At 54.0% G+C, this 21,606-nt stretch carries 25 protein-coding genes and 1 riboswitch; of the genes, 13 read left to right on the top strand and 12 right to left on the bottom strand.

Translation table 11 applies throughout. The annotated features are described in order from the left end of the window. Positions 1 to 45 precede the first annotated feature (45 nt). Positions 46 to 690, bottom strand: coding sequence for a bifunctional phosphoribosyl-AMP cyclohydrolase/phosphoribosyl-ATP diphosphatase HisIE (gene hisIE / locus QJQ48_RS00270; protein ID WP_346289169.1), 645 nt, complete (start codon positions 688 to 690; stop codon positions 46 to 48). 109 nt (positions 691 to 799) lie between these two features. Here hisIE and QJQ48_RS00265 point away from each other — a divergent pair, with 109 nt between their 5' ends. Both QJQ48_RS00265 and QJQ48_RS00260 read left to right on the top strand, forming a co-directional pair. Next, on the top strand, positions 800 to 1,729 hold the full coding sequence (locus tag QJQ48_RS00265; protein WP_346289168.1) for an NAD-dependent epimerase/dehydratase family protein: 930 nt from the start codon (positions 800 to 802) through the stop codon (positions 1,727 to 1,729). 338 nt (positions 1,730 to 2,067) lie between these two features. Further along, positions 2,068 to 3,618 (top strand): sulfatase, encoded by a 1,551-nt coding sequence (locus QJQ48_RS00260; RefSeq protein ID WP_346289167.1) that lies wholly within the window; start codon positions 2,068 to 2,070, stop codon positions 3,616 to 3,618. A gap of 427 nt (positions 3,619 to 4,045) precedes the next feature. Here QJQ48_RS00260 and QJQ48_RS00255 read toward each other — a convergent pair whose 3' ends face one another. The 5 genes from QJQ48_RS00255 to QJQ48_RS00235 all read right to left on the bottom strand — a co-directional run bounded on the left by QJQ48_RS00255 (position 4,046) and on the right by QJQ48_RS00235 (position 7,386). Continuing rightward, positions 4,046 to 5,446, bottom strand: a complete 1,401-nt coding sequence (locus QJQ48_RS00255; RefSeq protein WP_346289166.1) for a peptidoglycan-binding protein — start codon at positions 5,444 to 5,446, stop codon at positions 4,046 to 4,048. A 104-nt stretch (positions 5,447 to 5,550) separates the two neighbouring features. Beyond that, the gene (locus tag QJQ48_RS00250) at positions 5,551 to 5,799 is read right to left on the bottom strand and encodes an NfeD family protein (protein WP_346289165.1); all 249 of its coding nucleotides are present in this window, start codon (positions 5,797 to 5,799) and stop codon (positions 5,551 to 5,553) included. A gap of 154 nt (positions 5,800 to 5,953) precedes the next feature. Next, positions 5,954 to 6,598, bottom strand: coding sequence for a hypothetical protein (locus QJQ48_RS00245; RefSeq protein ID WP_346289164.1), 645 nt, complete (start codon positions 6,596 to 6,598; stop codon positions 5,954 to 5,956). A 33-nt stretch (positions 6,599 to 6,631) separates the two neighbouring features. Continuing rightward, entirely contained in the window at positions 6,632 to 7,087 is a 456-nt protein-coding gene (locus QJQ48_RS00240) for a cupin domain-containing protein (RefSeq protein WP_346289458.1), read from the bottom strand. A 29-nt stretch (positions 7,088 to 7,116) separates the two neighbouring features. Next, the gene (locus QJQ48_RS00235; protein ID WP_346289163.1) at positions 7,117 to 7,386 is read right to left on the bottom strand and encodes a hypothetical protein; all 270 of its coding nucleotides are present in this window, start codon (positions 7,384 to 7,386) and stop codon (positions 7,117 to 7,119) included. Between the two features lie 193 nt (positions 7,387 to 7,579). Between QJQ48_RS00235 and dnaK the strand changes: the two genes are divergently transcribed. Together dnaK and QJQ48_RS00225 are read left to right on the top strand one after the other, a co-directional pair. After that, positions 7,580 to 9,508: a molecular chaperone DnaK gene (gene dnaK, locus QJQ48_RS00230; protein WP_346289162.1), complete on the top strand. Its 1,929-nt coding sequence runs from the start codon at positions 7,580 to 7,582 to the stop codon at positions 9,506 to 9,508. A 224-nt stretch (positions 9,509 to 9,732) separates the two neighbouring features. After that, positions 9,733 to 10,431, top strand: coding sequence for an MBL fold metallo-hydrolase (locus QJQ48_RS00225; RefSeq protein ID WP_346289161.1), 699 nt, complete (start codon positions 9,733 to 9,735; stop codon positions 10,429 to 10,431). Here QJQ48_RS00225 and lepB read toward each other — a convergent pair. Continuing rightward, on the bottom strand, positions 10,428 to 10,985 hold the full coding sequence (lepB, locus tag QJQ48_RS00220; RefSeq protein WP_346289457.1) for a signal peptidase I: 558 nt from the start codon (positions 10,983 to 10,985) through the stop codon (positions 10,428 to 10,430). The two genes, QJQ48_RS00225 and lepB, sit on opposite strands and share 4 nt — an antisense overlap. Positions 10,986 to 11,189: 204 nt before the next feature. Between lepB and QJQ48_RS00215 the strand changes: the two genes are divergently transcribed. Beyond that, complete coding sequence (locus QJQ48_RS00215) at positions 11,190 to 12,506, top strand: dihydroorotase (protein ID WP_346289160.1); 1,317 nt, start codon at positions 11,190 to 11,192, stop codon at positions 12,504 to 12,506. A gap of 99 nt (positions 12,507 to 12,605) precedes the next feature. Here QJQ48_RS00215 and QJQ48_RS00210 read toward each other — a convergent pair whose 3' ends face one another. Next, complete coding sequence (locus QJQ48_RS00210; protein WP_346289159.1) at positions 12,606 to 13,565, bottom strand: cation diffusion facilitator family transporter; 960 nt, start codon at positions 13,563 to 13,565, stop codon at positions 12,606 to 12,608. Positions 13,566 to 13,662: 97 nt separating this feature from the next. On the opposite strand from QJQ48_RS00210, the gene QJQ48_RS00205 reads away from it, so the two are divergent. Continuing rightward, positions 13,663 to 14,493 carry a Cof-type HAD-IIB family hydrolase gene (locus tag QJQ48_RS00205; protein ID WP_346289158.1) on the top strand — a complete coding sequence of 277 codons (831 nt, stop codon included), beginning with the start codon at positions 13,663 to 13,665 and terminating at the stop codon, positions 14,491 to 14,493. A 290-nt stretch (positions 14,494 to 14,783) separates the two neighbouring features. Then, complete coding sequence (locus tag QJQ48_RS00200) at positions 14,784 to 15,059, top strand: hypothetical protein (RefSeq protein WP_346289157.1); 276 nt, start codon at positions 14,784 to 14,786, stop codon at positions 15,057 to 15,059. Between the two features lie 87 nt (positions 15,060 to 15,146). Here QJQ48_RS00200 and QJQ48_RS00195 read toward each other — a convergent pair whose 3' ends face one another. The 3 genes from QJQ48_RS00195 to QJQ48_RS00185 form a co-directional block, all read right to left on the bottom strand. After that, complete coding sequence (locus QJQ48_RS00195; RefSeq protein WP_346289156.1) at positions 15,147 to 15,629, bottom strand: sterol desaturase family protein; 483 nt, start codon at positions 15,627 to 15,629, stop codon at positions 15,147 to 15,149. A 136-nt stretch (positions 15,630 to 15,765) separates the two neighbouring features. Further along, entirely contained in the window at positions 15,766 to 16,374 is a 609-nt protein-coding gene (clpP, locus tag QJQ48_RS00190; RefSeq protein WP_346289155.1) for an ATP-dependent Clp endopeptidase proteolytic subunit ClpP, read from the bottom strand. Between the two features lie 34 nt (positions 16,375 to 16,408). Next, positions 16,409 to 16,639, bottom strand: a complete 231-nt coding sequence (locus QJQ48_RS00185; protein ID WP_346289154.1) for a hypothetical protein — start codon at positions 16,637 to 16,639, stop codon at positions 16,409 to 16,411. A gap of 2 nt (positions 16,640 to 16,641) precedes the next feature. Here QJQ48_RS00185 and QJQ48_RS00180 point away from each other — a divergent pair, with 2 nt between their 5' ends. Further along, complete coding sequence (locus QJQ48_RS00180; protein ID WP_346289153.1) at positions 16,642 to 17,313, top strand: SDR family oxidoreductase; 672 nt, start codon at positions 16,642 to 16,644, stop codon at positions 17,311 to 17,313. On the opposite strand, the gene QJQ48_RS00175 is transcribed toward QJQ48_RS00180, so the two are convergent. After that, a complete protein-coding gene (locus QJQ48_RS00175; protein ID WP_346289152.1) occupies positions 17,310 to 17,765 on the bottom strand; it encodes a hypothetical protein in 456 nt (151 codons plus the stop codon). The two genes, QJQ48_RS00180 and QJQ48_RS00175, sit on opposite strands and share 4 nt — an antisense overlap. An 83-nt stretch (positions 17,766 to 17,848) precedes the next feature. Here QJQ48_RS00175 and petN point away from each other — a divergent pair, with 83 nt between their 5' ends. The 5 genes from petN to cobW all read left to right on the top strand — a co-directional run bounded on the left by petN (position 17,849) and on the right by cobW (position 21,574). Next, positions 17,849 to 17,938, top strand: coding sequence for a cytochrome b6-f complex subunit PetN (gene petN, locus QJQ48_RS00170; protein ID WP_075599400.1), 90 nt, complete (start codon positions 17,849 to 17,851; stop codon positions 17,936 to 17,938). 13 nt (positions 17,939 to 17,951) lie between these two features. Beyond that, the gene (locus tag QJQ48_RS00165) at positions 17,952 to 18,119 is read left to right on the top strand and encodes a hypothetical protein (RefSeq protein WP_346289151.1); all 168 of its coding nucleotides are present in this window, start codon (positions 17,952 to 17,954) and stop codon (positions 18,117 to 18,119) included. 71 nt (positions 18,120 to 18,190) lie between these two features. After that, complete coding sequence (locus tag QJQ48_RS00160; protein ID WP_346289150.1) at positions 18,191 to 19,528, top strand: 16S rRNA (cytosine(967)-C(5))-methyltransferase; 1,338 nt, start codon at positions 18,191 to 18,193, stop codon at positions 19,526 to 19,528. A gap of 95 nt (positions 19,529 to 19,623) precedes the next feature. Continuing rightward, a riboswitch (cobalamin riboswitch) is annotated at positions 19,624 to 19,869 on the top strand. Between the two features lie 11 nt (positions 19,870 to 19,880). Continuing rightward, positions 19,881 to 20,519 (top strand): HupE/UreJ family protein, encoded by a 639-nt coding sequence (locus QJQ48_RS00155; RefSeq protein WP_346289149.1) that lies wholly within the window; start codon positions 19,881 to 19,883, stop codon positions 20,517 to 20,519. A gap of 5 nt (positions 20,520 to 20,524) precedes the next feature. Continuing rightward, entirely contained in the window at positions 20,525 to 21,574 is a 1,050-nt protein-coding gene (gene cobW / locus QJQ48_RS00150) for a cobalamin biosynthesis protein CobW (RefSeq protein WP_346289148.1), read from the top strand. Positions 21,575 to 21,606: the final 32 nt, after the last annotated feature.

The following is a 21,606-nucleotide window of genomic DNA, read 5'->3' as shown; positions in this document are numbered from 1 at the left end:
CCATTGCCTAAATGGAGTTGGACGAAAGCGACTCTTTTGCTAATTTCAGCGCCGCCGTTCTTGCAGCTTGCGGTACACCGCCTGCAAATCTACCCGGTGATGAGACAGCGCTACTAGTGTGTGATAAAACAAATCTGCCACTTCGCCAGCAATATCAGCGGCCTCGTCGTCCTTGCAAGCCATTACTACTTCTGCTGCTTCCTCACCAATCTTTTTGAGGATCTTATTATCTCCTCCGGCAAATAGCTTGTTAGTGTAAGATTCTGCTTTGGGATGATCGCGGCGATCGCAAATCACGGCAAACACCTGAGACAGGGTATCGGCAGGGGGCGGCTGAATTTTGTCCTCCACCTGATGAAAGCAGCTCCGCTCACCCGTATGACAGGCGACATCCCCGATTTGCTCCACTGTGACCAGCAGGGCATCGCTGTCGCAGTCGTAGCGAATTGACTGCACTTTCTGCAAGTGCCCAGAAGTAGCTCCTTTGTGCCAAAGTTCCTGCCGCGATCGACTCCAAAACCAGGTATCTCCAGTCTCTAGCGTCTTCTGCAATGACTCTCGGTTCATCCAGGCCAGCATCAGCACTGTGCCGTCTAGGTAGTCCTGCACAATCGCAGGGACTAGTCCCTGCGCGTTGTAGCGAATTTTGTCTAAAGGTACAGCGGTGGTCAGCGGTTGAAAAGCAGTCATGGGAACGTGGTTGAAACAGAGTCTTCCGTCACGGTAGCATTTTGGCGAGCGCTGATTCCGCCCCACCGCAGCTTAAGATAAAAAGTTGTTGGCCGCTTGGGAGAAAAACATGCGCATTTTAGTCATGGGAGGCACCCGCTTCATTGGCGTTTACCTGACGCAGATTTTAGTCAAGCAGGGCCATGAGGTCGTGTTGTTCAATCGCGGCAACCAGCCTGCTCCCGTGGAGGGCGTTAGCCAAATTCACGGCGATCGCAAAGACGCAGCCCAGCTCAAAAACAAACTTGCTGGCGAATCTTTTGACGCTATTTTTGACAACAACGGACGCGAACTCAGCGACACCCAGCCCCTAGTCGAAATTTTTAAAGGCAAACTGCAGCACTTTATCTACGTCAGCTCCGCCGGGGTTTACCAAAAGTCTGACCAGATGCCCCACATCGAAGGCGACGCCGTCGATCCCAACAGCCGCCACAAGGGTAAGTTTGCCACTGAAGACTACCTCAAAACCCAGGGCGTTCCCTTCACCTCCGTCCGCCCCGTCTATATCTATGGGCCGCAAAATTATAACGACCTAGAAGCCTGGTTCTTTGACCGCATTGTCCGCGATCGCCCGGTTCCCATCCCTGGCAGCGGTATGGCCCTGACCCAGCTTGGGCATGTGCAAGATTTGGCTGAGGCGATGGCAGCCGTATTGGGCAATTCTCAAGCGATCGGGCAGATTTACAACATCTCTGGCGAAAAGGCGGTCACGTTTGACGGCTTAGCTAAAGCCTGCGCTGAGGCCGCGGGCAAGTCTGCCGAAAAGCTGCAAATCGTCCACTACGATCCCAAACAGTTTGACTTCGGCAAGCGCAAGGCTTTTCCGATGCGGGTACAGCACTTCTTTACCTCGATTGCCAAAGCCAAAGCCGATCTCAGCTGGCAGCCCCAGTTCGATCTCGTCAGCGGCCTGAAAGATTCTTTCCAGCACGACTATCTTGTCGCCCAGCGCCTGCAGGCCGACATTGACTTTTCCCTAGACGATCAAATTCTCAGCTAGCAGTAGGTTCAGAGAGGACTCCAGATGAAGCGGCTAGTGTGATAAATTTCTAATTGAGAATTATTCTCAATCTCAGCCGCCTTTAAGCTAATTGCTCTAGCTTGAATTTAAGTGAAGGCAGGTTTAAGTAAGCTGTGGGTAGGACAGTGCAACCCAGCAGGGGTGAAGTTCTCGCCAGTTAGAGCTAACGCTCTAACCCTACCTGCAAGCTAAGCCAGCAGAACAAAATCCATCCGTAGAGACTCTACAGCCAGTTCCCCGTACGCTAGGGTAAATGCAGCTTAAATCCATTTATAGAGCGGTTATTTCTCTGGTCTTCGACCTTTAAATTTTCTGATATGTCTACTCAGCAACCCGACATCCTATTCCTCGTTTTAGACACCCAGCGTGCCGATCGCCTGTCTTGCTATGGCTATGACCAGCCCACCTCCCCGCAACTAGATGCCCTGGCTGCTGAGGCGACAATATTCAACAATGCGATCGCTGCTGCCCAGTGGACGGTTCCTTCCCACGCCTCTATGTTCACTGGCCTATATCCGTCTGAGCACCAGATGTTTCAGTCTTATTCTGTGATGTCTGAGCAAGCTGAAACCCTGGCGGAGCGGCTGCAGAAAGGCGGCTACTACACGGCAGGCTTTTGCAACAATCCCCTGGTCGGTGTGATCAATAATGGTTTGCGGCGCGGTTTTGACAGCTTTTTGAACTACAGCGGCCTATTGACCTCGCGCCCCAACCAGGCAGGCAAGTCTCCCGGCTTGATTGGGCGCTACCGTCAGTTTTTCAAGGGCGTCTTGGCTAAAATTCTCAATCAGGTGCAGGATGCCTTTGCCCGCTCTGACACGCTGCTGGCCCTGTCGTTTACGCCGCTGATGGTGCCGCTATGGCAGACGGCCCTGAGCTTTAAGGGCAATACGGCTAAGTCTCTAGAAGATACGGCTAAGCTGCTGATCGATCGCCCAGGCACCCAACCAGAGCAGCCAATTTTTACCTTTGTCAATCTGATGGGCACCCACATGCCCTACCATCCGCCCCGCCAGTATGTGGAACAGTTTGCGCCCCACGTGCTGAAAGACCGGGATGCCCGTAACTTTTTGCAGCGTTTCAACAGCGATGTTTACGGCTGGCTGGCCCCGCTGACCGGGGCGCTGGACGAGCAGCAAAAGAAGACCTTAGACGGCATGTACGATGCTGAAGTGGCCTATCAAGACATGCAGCTTGGCAAGTTTTTTCAGCAGCTCAAACAGTCAGGCCGACTGGATAAGACCCTGGTAATTATCTGCGCCGATCACGGCGAACACCTGGGGGAAAAGCAGCTGATGGGCCACAGCCTGTCTATTTATAACGAACTGGTGCAGGTGCCGCTGATTATTCGTGATCCGCAAAATCAGCTTCCCCAGGGAGCCAGAGTGAATCAGGTCGTTTCTACTCGCCGCCTGTTCCATACGGCAGTGGCGGCGGCGGGGCTAGCCACGGCGGAGGAAGCGGCGCTGAGTTTGGTGCAGGCGAGCGATCGCTCTAGCGATCATGTTTTTTCCGAAGCGGTTCCGCCGCAGAACGTGGTCAACCTGATGCAGAAGCGGCAGCCGGATCTGGTACGCGATCGCGCCTGCGATCAGCCCCGGCGGGCCGTGTGGATGGGTCGCCACAAGCTGATTGAAACCGGATGCGATCGGGTGGAGCTTTACGACGTGGTTGAGGATCCCAGCGAAGACCTCAACCTCAGCGATATTCTGCCGGAGAATGTGGAAGTGCTGCAAGAGTGCCTACAGGCTTTTGTGGGCGATCGCTCTACCGCCGCGGCGCTAGCCGCTGTAGCCACGCGGGCACCGGGATTTGACGATCCTGAAGTGCAGCGACGATTACAAGAACTGGGCTATTTGGAAGACTAAAGAATGAGAAGTAGAAGGGTCTTGGCGATTAGCTCACTAAGACCCTCACTGAGTTGGGCAAAATCTAGCTCAACTTTGCGGTTGCATTGTGTCAGCGCCTCAGACTGTTCTGGTGAATGGTTTCGCATTCCCTCGGACACTGCAAGGCAGGGGAAACGGTAAAAACCCTGCGCCATCAATTCAACCCGTAGATTTTGCCTAACGGCCTCAGCTCATACCCTGGACAGGGTGAAGTCATCCGCCTTTCTGACACCGTTCTCCTTCAAAAAGCGGTTAACAGACCAAACAGCAAAACGTCTGTGATGACCTCTAGCTAGGCTTTTGCAGCAGCTAGCTGATACCCAAACTGTAGCGGGGATCAGCCGCCACTAACAAACTCTTTCACCATTGCTTAAGCATTGCGACACACTATGTTACGGCATGATGACTAAAACTCTACAAACTCACGCAGCACCCAGCCACCGGAACTGAGAGCCACCCAGCCATCGGCGCTAATTTGGCTGACCGTTGCTTCCGTCCCACTGGCATAAGTGCTGAGAATACGGCTGTCTGTCAGGGGTTGTTCGTAGACAAAGATGCCGCCGATACCGTCATTGACCAAGCGAATGCGATCGCCCACCTGCAGGGTTCTCTGGGGTTCTGGCTTTCTAGCCGTGGTTTCCGCAAAGAGAACGGCCAGAGTTGTCTCCCCCGCTACCCCATCTACGGGGAGTCCCTGTGCCCGCTGAAACTCAATGACGGCCTGCTCGGTTGTGCTGCCATAGAGTCCGTCAGCGGGCTGATCCTCACCTAGATAGTTCAGCTCTTTGAGGCGATTCTGCAGGCGGACTACGCTGTCTCCCCGGCTGCCAAATCGCAAAATGGTTGAGATGTCTTGTGGTCGTGGAGAGGGCGGATCAACTTCAACCGAGCTGACCTGCCGAATCAGATTGCCCGCAACCCAGTTGCCGTCGCTGAGTTCGGCCCAGCCGTCCCGGTAGCGTCCGCTAATTTCAATCGCCTGCCTGTCTGCCAGCACCCGCACAATGTTGTAGGTGACGCCGGGTCCAGAGCGGACATTGAGATTGTAGCCATAGGCTGAGACAACGGCGTTGAGGCGATCGCTGCCTGTTCTATCGGGCACGTTAAAACCGCCGTACTCAGGCTCAATTAGGTTGCCGGCCACCCAGGTACCATCAATAAGCTCTACCCAGCCGTTGCTGCTCACCTGACCGCTGAGACGAATTTGCTCGCTAGGGTTGAGGATGCGGGCTACGCCGTACTGGGTATTTGGGCCCCAGCGGGCATTGAGCCGATAGCCATAAGCATCGACCTGTGCCACCTTGCCCCAGGTGTCGGTGGGCGGCAGTGGTTCAGGGTTTGGCTGAGGCGGTTCGGGGTTTGGCTGAGGCGGTTCCGGCTCGACTGGTGGTGTGGGAGGATCCGGATCCGGTTCTGGGTCAGGATCTGGGTCTGGGTCGGGATTAGGAATGACGCTGCGCCTCACCTGCTCTACAGGTAGCCAGGTCCCATCAGACAGCTCCGCCCAGCCGTCTTGAATATTGCCAGTCAGATCGACGGCATCCCCTTCAAACAGGGTCCGCGCCACGTCAAAGTCTATACCCGGCCCCGATCGCGCTTCTACCTGAAATTCATTGCCCTGAGTGACCACATAGCCAGGAACTGCGTAAACGCTGCCGCCCATCATCAGGGCCGCGCTCAGCGCTCCCCCCAGCAGTAACCGACAGGCCCGATTGGGCAAGGAGACATGCGGCCAGGATAAGGTCACAGCCGGATAGTCATCTGCTTCGTGCTGAACCAGTAAGTGAAGGTAAGCAAGGGTATCCATAACCGTTGGCTCCCGCAGTGACTTTCTATGTTTAAGTATGGCTCTGCTGCAGGTGACTCACCACCGCCACCAGAGTGATTTTGCTGCTGCTGAAACAGCCTTTTCTATCGATTAGGTGCCAGATAGGCAGATGTGGTGACCGTCGGCACCACTAGCAGCGTCAGCCCCCGTCTGCCTAAAACGCTGACCCAGGTTTTGGCTTCCGCGATCGCCTGTTGCTCAAGATCGTAAAACTGGGCTGGCCAGTAGGTGCCGTTGAAGAAAACGCGGCCTCGCTGATCAGCCACAATGGCCCGCTCAACCCGACCCAAACCAGGAGCTTGAAAGAATTCGGTCACCGTTTCAAAAGTCATGGCTTTCTTCCTGAGAGTAGCGGGCTAGCCGATATCAAACGAGATCAGCGACATCCGGAAAAATACTATGCCGTCACTATAAAGATTGCTTAAAGCAATTCGGTAAACACTGTGCCAGATATTCGGTTGACCCCACTTGCTTTACCGCTAGCTCCTATTCGGCCACGTTGAGCAAATCACTTTGTAAATAGGTCATTGAAGCCACTAACTGTTGGGCCTCTGCTGGTGAAATATCCTGGCAATTAGTTTGACTGTCAAATGCCTGATTGATATAGGCCGCGCCCGCCAGCCGATAGGCTCCCGACTCGCCTAGCATCCAGTCGGTGGCAAACTCCGGTGCTGGAAACTGCGATCGCAACTGCGGGTCTGTATATGGCCCATAGTGGAGCTGATAGCCGGGGCCAAATAGCGGTGAGTCTAAAGGCTGCTGAAACTCAGTTTCCGGTAAGCCGCCGATGCCCTCTGGGGTAAATTCGATCACAAAGCAGCGATCGCGATTGTCTCGGTACAAAATTTGATAGTTAGCCGCTAAATCAGGGGTAGCGGGCTGCGTTACCAGTTTGGCCACCTGAAACTCAGGGCCAACCTCAGTCGGAATGGCGACGGCTATTCCCAGAGCCTCTAGCTGCTGGGTTTGCTCAGGCTGAAGCTGGCCGATAAAAGCACCCGCAGGCGGCGGCGGTGGCGCAGCGCTGTCGGCGAGAGAGGATGCTGGCGAGGGGCTAACTTCGGGGGCGGCGCTTTGGCAAGCGGCTAGGGTGAGGCTAAAAGACAAGATCAGACTTAGCGATCGCATCATTGACTCAAAATGGGGGGGCTTGCCTGGTCAACTTCAGTAAGAACTGCCGTCTTTCCGGGTAAAAACGTAGCCGTTTTCGGCGTGATGCGCCACTAGGTCGTCATCTGGGTAGTGGGCAATATCATCGGGAGTGCGATCGCCAATTTCTAGATAGACTACGGGGGCATCAGAGCGATTAACCAGGTGATGGCCGTTGTCGGTTGCCGCCGGAAAGCCTGCCATCATACCAGGCGTCATTAGCTGCTCCCCGGCTGAGGTAATCAGCGTCGGTGTGCCCGCAATAACGTAAACGAACTCATCTTGCTTTTCGTGCCAGTGGCGCAGGGCAGAACTGCTCCCCGGCAGCAGCGTCACTAGATTGACGCCGAAGTTAGTCAGGCCGGCTGCATTGCCGACCCGCTTGCGAAGGCGTCCGGCCACTAGGGCTTTGAAGGGAGCGGGATAGTCAGTGCTGCTCTGCTCGGCAACTTGATCAAGGTCAATTAGCATGGCGGTAAAAATTGGCAAAAGAATAAAGATTATTCTCTCTCTTCATCCTCATCTGGAATCGCTTCCTTAGGAATAAAGCTAGCGCCATGATCGGTCACAATATGCATGCCGTCTGACCACTCCAGCACTACCTTGATCTCTTCTGTCTCTAGGTTTTTGGCGTCTTCGTCTGATAGATCAAAGTCTATTTCCTGCGATCGCGCCAGCGCCTCAATCGCCTGCGGGTCGCCTCGCTCTGCCAAGATTTTCAGACTGTTGAGAACGGCTTTACTTATGGGGGTCGAATTCAAGTCCGTCATTTTGCAAATCTCCAATGGCCTGTATCTATCCGAAAATAGCTAATTTGGTCATCCTAATACAAAGTGAGTTAGTTGATCACCTAACATCTGAAACCCCGTCAATTCCTCACCTTCAGGTTCGGTAACCCCCCCTTCAGGGAACCGCTTTTGCCTAGCACTATAGTAAATAGCTGTTAAGCCGGAGCAAGATTTTATGGCCAAAGTTGTTGGCATCGATTTAGGAACAACTAACTCTTGTGTAGCGGTAATGGAAGGTGGTAAGCCTGCTGTTATTGCTAACGCCGAGGGTTTTCGGACTACGCCTTCTGTCGTGGCCTACGCCAAAAATGGCGATCGCCTCGTCGGTCAAATCGCCAAACGTCAGGCGGTAATGAATCCAGGCAACACCTTTTATTCTGTTAAGCGCTTCATCGGTCGCCGCTTCGACGAAGTGACCAACGAAGCAACCGAGGTCGCTTACAACGTCCTCAACTCTGGCGGTAACGTTCGCCTAGAGTCTTCCAACGTAGACAAGCAGTTTGCCCCCGAAGAGATTGCAGCCCAGGTGCTGCGCAAGCTGGTAGATGACGCGAGCAAGTATATTGGCGAAACCGTCACCCAGGCGGTGATTACAGTGCCTGCTTACTTCAATGACTCCCAGCGTCAGGCCACCAAAGATGCTGGCCGCATTGCCGGAGTCGAAGTTCTGCGCATCATCAACGAGCCAACGGCGGCTTCACTGGCCTACGGCCTCGACAAAAAGAGCAACGAGACAATTCTCGTTTTTGACTTAGGGGGCGGTACCTTCGACGTTTCCATTCTAGAAGTGGGCGATGGCGTCTTTGAAGTTCTCTCGACTTCAGGTGACACTCACCTCGGTGGTGACGACTTTGACAAAAAGATTGTTGACTATCTAGCCGAAGAGTTTGCCAAGTCAGAAGGTATTGACCTGCGCAAAGACAAGCAAGCGCTCCAGCGCCTGACCGAAGCCGCTGAAAAAGCCAAGATTGAACTCTCTAGCGCTACCCAAAGCGAAATTAACCTGCCCTTCATCACGGCGACCCAAGACGGACCTAAGCACCTCGACACGACGCTAACTCGCGCCAAGTTTGAGGAACTGGTTTCTGATCTAATCGATCGCTGTCGTATTCCGGTTGAGAATGCGCTGAAAGATGCCAAGCTCAGCAAAGAGAATATCGATGAGATTGTCCTGGTGGGTGGTTCAACCCGAATTCCGGCTGTGAAAGAGCTGGTGAAGCGAGTTCTGGGCAAAGAGCCTAACCAAAGCGTTAACCCGGACGAAGTGGTTGCCGTTGGGGCAGCTATTCAGGCAGGGGTTTTGGCAGGTGAAGTCAAAGATATTCTGCTGCTAGACGTGACGCCGTTGTCCTTGGGGGTAGAAACCCTGGGTGGCGTAATGACTAAGCTAATTCCGCGTAACACCACCGTTCCCACCAAGAAGTCTGAGGTCTTTTCTACGGCGGTAGACGGCCAGCAGAATGTGGAAATCCATGTGCTGCAGGGTGAGCGGGAAATGTCTAATGACAACAAGAGCTTGGGCACCTTCCGCCTAGATGGCATTCCGCCGGCTCCTCGGGGTGTCCCTCAGATTGAGGTCATCTTTGACATTGATGCCAACGGCATCCTCAACGTCACGGCCAAGGACAAAGGTACGGGCAAAGAGCAGTCCATCAGCATCACCGGGGCTTCTACTCTAGATGAGAACGAAGTCGATCGGATGGTGAAGGATGCCGAAGCCAACGCAGCCGCTGACAAAGAGCGCCGCGAGCGAATCGATCTCAAGAACCAGGCAGACTCCCTCACCTATCAGGCTGAGAAGCAAATTGGTGAGCTAGGCGATAAGGTGCCTGCCGCTGACAAAGAGAAGATTGACGGCCAGATCAAAGAGCTGAGAGCCGCGATCGAAAGCGAAGACTTTGACAAGATTAAGTCTCTCACTACCGAACTGCAGCAGTCTCTCTACGCGGTCAGCAGCAATCTCTATCAGCAAGGTGATGGGGCCGCTGCCGCCGGTGCTCCGGGTGCTGATGCAGGTGCTGCTCCCAGCGATAGCACCAGCGCTACGGGCAGTGAAGATGACGTGATTGACGCTGAGTTTTCAGAGTCAGACGCCAACAAGTAGCAAGCTGCAATAACTGGCTGAACAGGCGATCGCCTAGCGCTGACGCCTGTTCGCCCAAACATAGCCTCAGCCTTGCTCCGGCTAGCAAGGGGCGGATGGATTCTTTCCATCCGCTTTTTTTGCTGATAGAGCCGCCGTTGAAACTCTACTCATAGATAAAAATATAATTAAGGTAGATAGTTAGAAACTGCCTTTAGAAAATTGAAAAGCAGGAGGGATGAGCCATGATTTTTCGGCAGCTATTCGATCAAACCTCCAACACCTACACCTATTTAATTGCCGATGCCCAGCAGCAAATTGCCGTCCTCGTCGATCCGGTATTAGAGCAAGTTGAGCGAGATTTCAAGCTACTGCAAGAGCTAGGACTGAAGCTGCGATTCTGCCTAGAAACCCATATCCACGCCGATCATATTACGGGTGCCAGCAGACTAAGAGAGCTATCAGGCTGTCAGGGCATCGTGCCTGCTAGCGCTCCTGCGACCTGCGCCGATCGCTTTATTCAAGACGGCGAATTACTCCCGCTCGGCCAAGTTCAAATTCGGGCGATCGCCACGCCCGGCCACACCGATAGCCACATGGCCTATCTCATCAATAGCGATCGCGTCTTAACGGGCGATGCTTTATTCATTCGCGGCTGTGGCCGTACCGATTTTCAAAGCGGGGATGCGGGTGTGCTTTACGACTCTGTGACGCAAAAGCTGTTCACGCTCCCCGATGATACTCAGGTTTATCCAGCCCATGATTATCGCGGCCACACAGTTTCCACCATTGCTGAGGAGCAACAGTTCAATCCCCGCTTTGAGGGGCACAGCCGGGACGAATTTATCGAGCTTATGGGACAGCTCAACCTGCCTAATCCGCAGAAAATAATGGAGGCGGTTCCTGCTAACGAGCGCTGCGGACGCATTATGGCCTCCGCTTAGTCTAGCCCTCCCACGCGGCTAGGTGGCCAAAAGCGGACAACAGCGCGGCCAATGATGTTTTCTTGGGGGACAAAGCCCCAGGAGTGACTGTCAAAGCTGCTGTTGCGGTTGTCTCCCAGCACTAAATATTGCTCCGGCGGCACGGTTTCAGGTCCCCACTGATAGTTAGGGGGCGCTTTGATATAGTCTTCTGCTAAAGCCTGCTCGTTGACAAATACCTGACCCCCACTCACCTCAACGGTGTCTCCTGGCAGGCCAATGATCCGCTTGATGAAAGCATCCCGGCGACCGCCAGCCGGAAATAGATTGTCCGGCGGCCAGAAGACGACAATATCGCCGCGATCGGGCTGATTGAAGTGATAGCTAATTTTTTCAACCACTAAGCGATCGTTGATCTGGAGCGTCGGCTCCATAGAGCCTGAGGGAATATAGCGAGCCTCTGCGACAAAGTGGCGAATGCCGAGCGCTAAGACGATGCTCAGCCCGACGGTTTGAATGGCTTCTACCCAAGGATTGACTGTAGGCGGCGATTGGACCGGCGGCGCAGACGGCACAGACGGCTTGGCTTCCTCTGAACCGGGCGGCGGAGACTGGTGGGAATTGTCGGCCACAGGCAAAAACCTAAATCCTAACAAGAGCAGTAACTAACCGATCATAGTCAATTTATTGCTAGGCGATCGATCTCTTTGTAAAGTCTTAGGTGCGTTAGAGAAGATAAGATATCTGCACGGCCCTCTGCTGCTTAAAAATTTGTTCCCATGACAGCCACACTCCTGATTCAAAACGCTCGCATTCTGCTGCCCTCCGGCGAATTTACAACCGGAGATGTTAGCCTTGAGGGCGATCGCATTGCGCAGGTGGCCGCCACCATCGAACCTGTGCCAGGCGCACGAGTTGTTGATGCTAAGGGTCAAACCCTGCTGCCAGGGGTAATTGATCCGCAAGTGCATTTCCGGGAGCCGGGACTAGAGCACAAAGAAGACCTCTATACCGCTTCCCATGCCTGCGCTCGCGGCGGCGTCACCTCATATCTGGAGATGCCCAATACTAAGCCGCTAACGATCGATCAGGCGACGCTAGATTCTAAGCTGGAGCTGGCAGCGACTAAGTCTTTGGTGAACTATGGCTTTTTTATTGGGGCTACGCCCAAGAATTTGCCAGATTTGCGGACAGCTAAGCCCACCCCCGGCATCAAAATCTTTATGGGATCCCAGCACGGGCCGCTGCTGGTAGATACAGAAGCCGCGATCGAGCCAATTTTTGCTGAGGGCGATCGCCTAATTGCGGTTCATGCCGAAAACCAGGCTCGTATTTTAGAGCGGCGGCAGCAGTTTGCCGGACGCACCGACCCCAAAGTCCATTCCCAAATTCAGGACAATCAGGCTGCCCTAGAGGCTACCCAGCTAGCCCTGAAGCTTTCCAAGAAATATCAGCGACGGCTGCATATTCTGCACCTATCTACGGCAGAGGAAGCTGAACTGCTGCGGCAGGATAAGCCTGCCTGGGTCACAGCGGAAGTCACCCCCCAACATTTGCTGCTCAATACAGCGGCCTATGAAACCATTGGCACCCTAGCGCAAATGAATCCACCTCTGCGCTCGACCCATGATAACGAGGTGCTATGGCAGGCGCTGCTAGACGGCGTGATTGACTTCATTGCCACCGACCATGCCCCCCACACCTTAGAAGAAAAGGGCAAGGGCTATCCGGCGACACCTTCGGGAATGCCGGGGGTGGAAACGTCGCTGCCGCTGATGCTGACCCAGGCTATGCGGGGGCGCTGCACAGTGGCGCAGGTGGCAAACTGGATGTCTGCAGCTGTGGCTAAGGCGTACCAAATTCCCAATAAAGGGGCGATCGCGCCGGGGTATGACGCCGATCTAATTCTGGTTGACCTCGAAACCTACCGCCCGGTGCTGCGGGAAGAGTTGCAGACTAAATGCGGCTGGAGTCCCTTTGAAGGGTGGGATTTAACGGGCTGGCCGGTGATGACGATTGTGGGCGGTCAGGTGGCGTTTGATCACGGTGATTTTGACGATACGGTGCGGGGCAAGGCGCTACAGTTCGATAACTGAATACCTTGAACGTCAGCGCCAGAATTATCTGGGATCAAGCCAAGCTGGCCTTGGTTTGGTCCACTGCTTAGATGGACTAGGCACCGACGCTCATCCCAGCTATTCCCAGTAGTCCGTTTCTGAAAACGGGTAAGGTTCGTCTGCTGGCAGCACTTCGGCAATGTCGCTCATGGGCGTAAAGTTTTCTTCAATCCAGATCAGGGCGCGGACGGGGCCGTAGCGATCGCGAATAACAGCCTCAATCTGCTCGCCAATCTGCTGGGCCTGCACCAGATATTCCGGGTGCAGCACCAGCCACACCTCTACCCAGACCTGTCGCCCCACCATGCCCCGCGTGCGAATGCGAGTACAGCGCAGCACGCCCTCAACAGTGTTGACAATCTGGGCGATCGCCTCCGGAGCGATCGCCGTTGGCCGCAGCAGCATCGGTAGCTGCGCCGTCATCACCTGCCATAGACTGCGGCCCGCCATTCCCACCAGCAAAATTGAGAGCAAAGGATCGAGCCAGCGATAGCCGCGTAAAACCCCCAGCAGCCCCAGCAGCAGTGCTAGGCTGATCCAGCTATCCTGCAAAATATGATTAGTATTGAGCTTGAAAGCAAGGCTGTCGAGCTGTTTAGCCTGATAGCCGCAGAATAGTGCAATGCCAATCTGCACCAGAATCATTGCCATCACTAACTGGACAAGCCTCACATCCAGATTGACTGAAAAAGCAGTCCCCGTTCCCTGAGCAGCAGTCTCCATTTGCTGCAAACTGATAATAATCAGGCTAAATCCGGCAAAGCCTAGAAAAGAAACCAGCAGCAGGGTGCAGGCAACCTCAGTGCGGCCATGCCCCCAAATCTCGCGGCCTAAGGTGCGCTGCGGCGAAGCCACGGCAATCAGACTTAAAACAGTGCTAAAGCCATCAACCAGCGTATGCAGAGATTCGGCCAGCAGGCTGAGGGACTGACTAACCCAGCCTACACCGGCCTCAACCGCCAAAATTAGCAGCAGCATCCAAAGTGTCACCATCAGCAGGCGACGAGTCAGTTGACGCTGAGTTATTCCCCCCTTCATCGGCAGGGCCAGCCTGTAAGTGGCTGAGGCAATCCTAATCCCATCATGGCTGCTAGGCTCAGTTAAAAAGTAAGGAGTTCATCATAGGAGATCAACCTTGAGCAAGATACAGCTATTGGTACTCGACATCGACGGTACGCTATCCGGTCGCTCAAATCAAATTGAACCGACGGTGCTAAAAGCAATTCAAGCGGCTCAGCAAAAAGGGATTCAAGTGGCGATCGCCACAGGCCGCATGTACTGCTCCGCCATTCGGTTTCATCAGGCAGTTAATTCTACCCTGCCGCTGATGAGCTATCAGGGAGCCTTGATTAAAGATCCGCTGACTCAGAAGCTCTATCAGCACAGCCCATTACCTCGTCAGCACGCCCTGAGACTTTTAGAGTACCTAGCGCCTCTAGAAGCGGAACAGGCGCTGTCAATTCACCTCTATATTGACGATCGCCTGCACGTACGCGAAATCATTGCTGATACGCAGGAATATGCGGCGCGATCGCAGATTCAGCCCATTGCTGCCGGAGATTTGCGTACTTTCTTAGAAAACAACCTGACCTTAGAAACAACTAAGCTATTGGCGCTGAGTCCTCAACCGGAAGTGGTGCGCTCCCTGCTATCAGAATTGCGGCAGCATTATCGTCCTGAGGATCTTTATTTCACTAGCTCAGTTTCTACTTTTTTTGAAGTCACAAGCCCTCAGGCAAACAAAGGAGCTGCCGTTAAATTTTTGGCGGAGGATTTGCTCCAGCTCTCCGCTGATCAGGTCATGACGATAGGCGATAACTTTAACGACTTAGAAATGATTCAATATGCCGGTATTGGGGTGGCAATGGGAGAGGCTCCAGCAGGCGTGCAGGCGGTTGCCGAATGGATCGCTCCTTCTGTAGAACAGCATGGCGTTGCGGCAGCAATTGAAGAATTTTTGCTTTAAAGGCCAGCCCAGCTAAAACTTTGTTCAAGTTTAAATAAGCTTAAACTGAGCAAGTCTACAGGCAAGCTTCTGGCTACATTTTTTTTGCAAAAACTATCCGGTCAAAACGGAGTTCAAAGAGAGAAAAATCAAATTCATCTGACCATAGCAAGAAATAAATTTCTCCAAAATCTGGCTCTTATGGATGAGGCTATTTGTTTGATATTTTGCTTATGATGTTATCTGTGTGAATCTACAATTTATTTTTCAAATTAAAGGTAAATCAAATGCTAAATTTTCTATCACGCTCTGTGGGTAGCAATCTTTTACGCGGATCTCTGATCGCATTTTTAGCCCTCTTTGCCGCTAGCTGCGAAGTCACAAAAGAAGAGGCCGGAGAAGCTCCGGACGTAGATGTGCAGGTTGATCCGGGTGAAGTGCCTGAATATGAGGTTGAAGGACCTGAGGTTGAGGTAGGGACGGAGCAGCAAGAGGTCACCGTACCTGAAGTGGAAGTCACTCAGGAAGAAGAAACCATTACAACCCCGGACGTAGACGTTGAGCTACCTTCTGAAGATCCAGAATAGTCGCCAGCTTAGTCTGCGTCTAGCGACAAACTTTTACTTCCCTAAAATGCCTGAGTCCTTGCGAACTCAGGCATTTCTGTAGGCAATTTACCACCAGCGAAGCTGCCAGCGCGATCGCTCCGGCATTTGCAGATCATCGGCAGCAGGCCACTCGACCGGCTTGTAAGTGCCAAAGATGTGATCCCACCAGTCTACGGCTAGACCAAAGTTGTGGTGCCACATGCCATATTTATGGTGCACATAGTGGACGGGCATCTTCATCCAGAAGCACTTGCGGGGATTTTCATGCTGGAGCTGATGGGCGTAGGCAGAAAAGGCGGCATAGGCGATCGCGCCCAGCGTCCAGCCCAAGCCCGCTTCTAGAGAGAAAAAGAAAGGAATAATCATCACCACGAAGCTGCCGCGCACGTAGTCTCTAAACTCCCACAGCACGCCCTGCCCCTCATTGCGGCGGTGGTGATCGCGGTGGCGCTCGCCAATCCGAGCTGAAACGTGCATCAGGCGGTGCAGCCAGTATTCCACCAGGCTAGCTAAGACAAAAGCAACCCCAAAACAAACAGCCGCAAGCATCAAACTCTCCTCATCCAGCTAGAACATCACTGCCTCATTATTTTGTAGCAAAAATTCATAAAGCGCCAGAAGTCAATTTGACTCCTGACGCTTTGCCCAATGGGCTGCCTAATAATTTGGCTTAGAGTTCAAAAAACTAGCTTTGAACTGCCAAAGGCCGACTGCCAACGGACTGGCGATCGATTACCTGATCGATCAGCCCATATTCCACCGCTTCAGTCGGAGACATGAAGAAGTCCCGCTCGGTATCTTCAGCGACCCGATCGAGGGGCTGTCCGGTGTGGTCAGCGATCGCGTGGTTGAGCAAATCCTTAATATGCAGAATTTCTTTGGCCTGAATTTCAATATCGGTGGCCTGACCCTGAGCACCGCCAAGGGGCTGGTGGATCATAATCCGGGCGTTGGGCAGGCTCATGCGCTTACCTTTTTTACCCGCGCTGAGCAAGAAAGCGCCCATGCTAGCAGCTAGGCCGACGCAAATCGTGCAAACGTCAGGGCGGATGTGGTTCATCGTGTCGAAGATGCCCAAGCCTGCATAGACAGAACCGCCGGGAGAATTGATGTAGAGGTAAATATCTTTCTCAGGATCTTCGGCTTCTAGAAATAGCATCTGAGCCACAATCAGGTTTGCAGACTCCGAGGATACTTCTTGCCCTAGAAAAACGATGCGCTCTCGCAGCAGGCGAGAGTAAATATCAAAAGCTCTTTCGCCGCGACCCGATTGCTCAATAACGGTTGGAATCATGGAGTCTACTTAATCACACTGCATTTATCTGATTCTACCGATTGACAAGGCAGTTAGGACGGGGGGGATAACCGACTTTGGTGGAGTGGGGAAAGGGAGATGGGGAAGATAGGGGAGATGGGGGAGATGAGGCAGGGGCAAAGGTGAAGAATGCTGGTTTGGAGGCGTAAATTGATAGTTTTTGGCGGAAATGGCAATGAGGTGGTTTATTCTGGCGGATAGTCAGCAGATAAAAAGCGATCGCCGGAATTTGTAAGGAAGACAAAAATGCACGTTTTTCTCGCGGGAGCCAGCCGGGGGGTAGGCCGGGAAGTTGCCAAAATTCTCTTGCCGCAGGGTCATCAGGTGACGGCCTTGCTGAGAAGTGAAGCGGCTAAGCCAGAGCTAGAGGCAATGGGGGCTGCGATCGCTCTGGCCGATGCCTTAGACGCGGCAGCTGTTGAGCAGGCAATGTCAGCTAGCCAGCCGCTGCAAGCCGTCATCAGCACTATCGGGGGTTTGCCGCAGAACGATGAGGGCCAACGGGCGGACTCTCTGGGTAATAAGAACCTGATGGATGCAGCGGTCAAGCTGGGGGTTAACCGGTTTATTCTGGTTTCTTCAATTGGGACAGGTCAAAGTGAGGTTGCTCTGCCGCCTAGAGCCAAAGAAGTGCTCGGCCCGATTCTGATGGAGAAAGAAAAGGCTGAGCAGCATTTGATCGCCAGCGGCCTGACCTATACCATTGTTCGCCCCGGCGGCTTGAAATCTGAGCCCGCTACAGGTCATGGGGTACTGACTGAAGACTACCGGGTTTCGGGCTGGATTCACCGGGCTGATGTGGCCCAGCTAATTTGTGCCTGTCTGTTTTCAGATAGAGCCCATTACAAAGTGCTGTCTGCTTTAGATGCTCAAGCCGTCAACACAGAGACTTCGTTTGAGGTGTTTGAGCTGGGTTAATCTGACCTAAAAGGATGAAGCCAGTCCTGCCGGAAACCTAAATCTAAAACCAGCGCCGCGATCGCAAATAAAATCAGACTCTCCATTGCCGCCGCCAAAAACGGCCAAAAGTTCTGGGCTACGGCTGATCCCACATCCACCTGAGCCAGCCCTCGCACTAGGCCAAACGCGCCGACAACCCCTGATTTGAGCTGTGGGTTGTCATCTGTGCGCACCGCGTAGCGGTAGGTAACGCCGAAGAGAAAGCCGGAAAGACCCGCTATCAGACTGCTGACCAGAAACGTCAGGCCGCTGAGTCCGGCCAGGTCAAGCTCTAACGCCCCCTGCCAGCCTACCGCGATCGCCCGCTGACCCAGCAGCCGCAATATTTCCACCAGCAGTGTGGTAGCGCCTGCGATCGCGCCGACTTTGAGAGAGGCCAGTCGTTCCTGCGGCGTAAAGGCTGAAGTCATGAACCAGTCAAAATGCGATAAATCCAGTCTGACTTTACCGTATGATGGAGAATGACGTTATTCAAAGCCTTTGTCTGCGCTCTATGGACATTTTGACGCTGGGTTGGGTTTCTCTCTTGGTTGTGTTTACTTTTTCAATTTCAATGGTTGTCTGGGGCCGCAACGGCTTCTAAAAATAGCTACGCTATGGAAACGAGTGCTGGGCTTCAGCCCCAAATTTACAGCTTTCTAGCGATCGCCGCTGCTGCGCTGCTTGTGGTTGTCACAGGCGGTGTCGCCTACCTCACAGCCGCAGAATGGCGCGATCGCCGTCGGCGTAACCGAGAACAGCAGTCCTCACGACGCCGTAAATAATTCATTTGATTTGACTGACAAAATTTCTGACAGGGCGTTGCGGCTAGCCGAAAACGCCCTATTTTATTGACTTGACGACTTCACCCGCCAGACAGCAGGCTTTTTGGGCGCTTCGGGCCGTACATCGGGGCGCATTTACCGACATTGCTATCGATCAGGCCCTCAGCCAGTCTGAGCTGGTCAGCAGCGATCGCTCCCTGCTGACCGAACTGGTCTATGGCAGCGTCCGGCGGCAGCGTACCCTAGACGCCCTGATCGATCAGCTCGGCCAAAAACGGGCCACCCAGCAGCCCCCTGATTTGCGGGTAATTCTGCATCTGGGCCTTTACCAGCTCCGCTATTTAGATCAAATCCCGGTTTCTGCCGCCGTCAACACCAGCGTCGATTTAGCTAAGCACCATCGTTTAGGCAAGCTCTCAGGCGTAGTTAACGGCCTGCTGCGGCAGTATGTGCGACTGGCCGAAACGGGCGACCCGCTACAGCTCCCCGAAGATCCGATTCAGCAGCTCGGGATTTTGCACAGCTTCCCCGACTGGATTCTTAAAATCTGGCAGCCGCTTTTGCCCCCTGAAGAGTTGGCTGCTCTCTGTGACTGGTTCAACCGCACGCCTTTTATCGACCTGCGGATTAATCCGCTGCGAACTACGGTAGAGGCCGTCGAAGCTGCCTTTGCTGCTGCCGATATTGAGGTATACCGGCTCCCTCATCTGCCCCAAGCCCTGCGGCTAGCCAGTCATGTGGGCAGCATTAGCCGCCTCCCTGGCTACGGTGAGGGCTGGTGGACAGTGCAGGATGCTAGCGCTCAGCTGGTCAGCCAGATTGTGAGTCCGCAGCCGGGAGAGGTGATAATCGATGCCTGCGCCGCGCCCGGCGGCAAATCTACTCACCTGGCGGAACTGATGGGCGATCGCGGTGAGGTTTGGGCCTGCGATCGCGCCGCTTCCAGACTTAAGAAGGTGCAGCAAAACAGCGATCGACTGCAGCTCAGCTCGATTAAGCTGCTGACCGGAGACAGCCGCTCGCTACCTCAGTTTGCTCAAGCTGCCGATCGGGTGCTGCTAGATGTGCCCTGTTCTGGACTCGGCACCCTGCACCGCCACGCCGATGCCCGCTGGCGTCAGTCTCCAGAACGGATCGCGGAATTGACCCAGCTTCAAAGCGAGCTCATCAACCAAGCTGCTATCTGGCTCAAACCCGGCGGCGTTTTGGTTTACTCTACCTGCACGCTACACCCGGCTGAAAACGAAGAAATTGTTGCCGAGTTTTTGGCAACGCATCCTCAATGGCGGCTGGAAGTCCCTCAACAGGAGGAGATCCGAGCGATCGCGGCCCCTGAAGGCTGGATCAAGATCTGGCCCCACAGGGAGGATATGGATGGCTTTTTTGTAGCCAAGCTGCGATCGCCCTAAAGCGCGAGATGAGGTCAGGGCAGGTCTGGGTGAGGGTTGCTAGACCTATCCTTACGGTTCCTATCGCGGGGCAGCCCTGGTACAGACCTGCGTGATAAGCTAGTTGAGCTTTGGTTCCAGTGGGGGTCAGCCGCTGGAGATTTGAGCTGAGAGGATCATCATCGAGGCTCAGATTGGGGAAAGTCTGGTGCAAGTCCAGCGCTGTCCCGCAGCTGTGAAGGAATAGGTTTGAGAATTGCAGGGTTGATCTTTCCGGTTTGAAAGACTGAAATTTACAACTTCAACGTCACTTCTCAGCCGAACTTCTAAGTCAGAATGCCTGCCAAGCGTATAACCCATCTGCGAGGTACGGATGAAAAACTTTCGAGTGAACTGGGGTCTAGCGCTGCCTGTAGCGCTAGCGGTATTGATGTGTCTGGCATTGCCTGCTGTCGCCCATCATCCCTCTGGCGGCCAAACTCCTGATAGTGCCTGGGCTGGACTGCTTTCTGGTATTGGACATCCGGTGATTGGTCCTGATCACTTTGTCTTTGTGGTTGCTGTGGGATTATTAGCGGCCCTACAGCGCTGGGGCCTAGCGGTTCCCGTCGCATTTGTGCTCAGCGCCGTTGCGGGCACAGGTTTGCACCTAGCCGCCCTGAACTTTCCGGCTCCAGAAACGACGGTTTCGGCTTCTGTTTTGGTGCTGGGAATTTTGCTGGCTGTGGCTAGTAAGCCTCCGGTAGCTTGGACTATTGGGTTTGCAGCCGTTGCCGGGCTGTTTCATGGCTATGCCTACGGCGAAGCGATTATTGGGGCTGAAATGTCGCCGCTGCTATCCTACCTGGCTGGCTTTAGTTTAGTGCAGCTGGCGATCGCCTTTGCCAGCTATAGCCTCGCTCAGAAAATGCAGCAGCGCTCAGCCGCTCAGACTCAGCTGAACCTACGGTTTGCGGGCTTTGCGATCGCGGGCTTTGGGTCTGCTCTGTTAACCTCATTGTGGTTGGGCTAAACACCATGCATAAAATTCCTGTCACTGTGATCACGGGCTTTCTAGGCGCTGGCAAAACTACGCTGCTCCGCCACTTGCTTCAGAACAACGGCGATCGCCGCATTGCAGTCTTAGTCAATGAGTTTGGTGAAGTCGGGATTGATGGTGAGTTGCTCAAAGCCTGCCAAATCTGCGACGAGGACGAAGATCCCGGCAGCAATATTTTAGAACTGGCCAATGGCTGCCTCTGCTGCACCGTTCAGGAAGAATTTTTGCCAACTATGCAGGCGCTGATGGCGCGGCGCGATCAGATTGACTGTATCGTGATTGAAACTTCTGGGCTGGCGCTGCCCAAGCCTCTGGTGCAGGCGTTTCGCTGGCCGGAAATTCGCACTCAGGCCACGGTTGATGGCGTGATTACTGTGGTGGACTGTGAAGCTCTATCCAGCGGTCGGCTCGTGGGGGATTTAGAAGCGCTAGAGGCCCAGCGACAGGCCGATGACAGCCTCGAACACGAAACCCCAATCGAAGAACTGTTTGAAGATCAGCTCAACTGCGCCGACTTAGTGCTGCTAACGAAATCTGACTGTGTCAGCCAGGCCGACCGCGATCGCGTCCAAACTTGGCTGCAGCAGGAGCTACCGCAGGGCGTTAAAGCGATCGCCTGCCATCAGGGACAGATCAGCCCGGAAGTGCTGCTGGGCTTTAACGCAGCGGTTGAAGACAACCTAGACAGTCGCCCCAGCCATCACGATCACGAAGCTGAGCACGAACACGACGATGATATTACCTCGGTACCGATCGTCCTGGAGCAGACCTTTGATCCAGCCGACCTGATTCAGCGCCTCCAGCACCTCAGCCAAACCCAGGAAATCTACCGGATTAAGGGCTTTGTCGCTGTTCCCAATAAGGCGATGCGGCTGGTACTGCAGGGAGTCGGGCAGCGCTTTGACAGCTTCTACGATCGCCCCTGGCAGCCCCAAGAGCCGCGTGTGACAAAGCTAATCGTGATTGGGCAGTCCCTAGAGGCAGAGGCTATTCATAAGGCTCTGGCAGGCGACCTCCAGCCTGTGTGAGCCAGTGTACGTTGAGTCAGTATGAGAGGGAA

Source organism: Sphaerothrix gracilis Ecp01, assembly GCF_030405905.1.
Lineage (GTDB): Bacteria > Cyanobacteriota > Cyanobacteriia > Phormidesmidales > Phormidesmidaceae > Sphaerothrix > Sphaerothrix gracilis.
This window is presented reverse-complemented; position numbering and strand designations above follow the sequence as displayed.